General features: G+C 56.1%; 1 protein-coding gene. It reads right to left on the bottom strand.

Annotated elements, in window-relative coordinates:
- Positions 1 to 57: 57 nt before the first annotated feature.
- Positions 58 to 882: an IS5 family transposase gene (locus EA472_RS21840; protein WP_124193553.1), complete on the bottom strand. Its 825-nt coding sequence runs from the start codon at positions 880 to 882 to the stop codon at positions 58 to 60.
- Positions 883 to 983 lie beyond the last annotated feature (101 nt).

The following is a 983-nucleotide window of genomic DNA, read 5'->3' as shown; positions in this document are numbered from 1 at the left end:
GCCACGAGATTAAAGAACTCGTCTATCCTGCTTTGTTGAATAGCTGCTGAATGATGGTTAGAGTGGCTCACAGAGCTTTTCTATGTTGATGATGGCGAACATGAGGACAACTTCACGGAACTGTCGATACCAGCCCAGCGCTCGCACGGCATCGCCGAGCGAGCGCTTCGTCGTCGAGTACGAAGTTTCGGCCATCCAGCGCTGAGCGTAGCCTTTTGCCCGGATAAGCGAGTTGTTCCCCTCCGTGAGTGGTCTCGATCCCCGGTGTAAGATCAGTGGTTCGACACCGAGGGCGTAGAACTCGTATTTGGTGTGCCAGTTGTGGAAGGCTTTGTCAGCAGCAACGGAAAGCAGGTCGTCCGCGTTTCGGCGGACGACCTGCGGCCCTGTCTTCGTATCGTGCTTCCACCGGGCCGAGATATGGACGTCAAGAACTGCAAGAGATTCTATATCGGTCAGTGTCGTCACTTTCAGCGTCTGAACGCTATTCCCGGATCGCTGGCGGTAGTACGATGAAGCAGCGCGTCGGTCAAAGAACGTACTGTCGAGAGCGACGTGCCCAGACTGCGGGTGTTGCTGCGCTGAAACGCGCAGCAACGCCCGCCACACCCACATTTTCAGCCGATCAAACGACTTGTAGATCGTGCTGTAATCCGGCAGCTCGTCCTGATCTAGGCCAAGTACGTCACGAACCTCAGACACGTACTTCAGCCGGTTCGGCGTTTCACGGTAGCTATGGTCCTCTTCGAGCCGAAAACAGTGCAACACGACGTGCACCCAGCGGGCGAACCCGCCGCTGGCGGGCTCGCCCGCGCGCTTCCCCAACGCTTGTTTGGCTAGGTCTCGACACTGCTCAACGAAGTCGAGGATATCGATCTCCATTCCAAGCTCGATTTCCTCGGCTTCGTCCTTCTAACCCGTGATGTCGGATGATTAGATCGCTATTCAACAGAGCAGTCTATCCAAGGCTCATCTTGCAGGGT

The sequence above is a fragment of the Natrarchaeobius oligotrophus genome (assembly GCF_003841465.1).
Lineage (GTDB): Archaea > Halobacteriota > Halobacteria > Halobacteriales > Natrialbaceae > Natrarchaeobius > Natrarchaeobius oligotrophus.
The sequence above is the reverse complement of the archived record's forward strand: the minus strand, read 5'-3'. Positions and strand labels throughout refer to the sequence as shown.

Excerpts from the sequence above, each read along its gene's own strand:
- EA472_RS21840 (WP_124193553.1), bottom strand. The coding sequence starts at position 882 with ATGGAGATCGATATCCTCGACTTCGTTGAGCAGTGTCGAGACCTAGCC.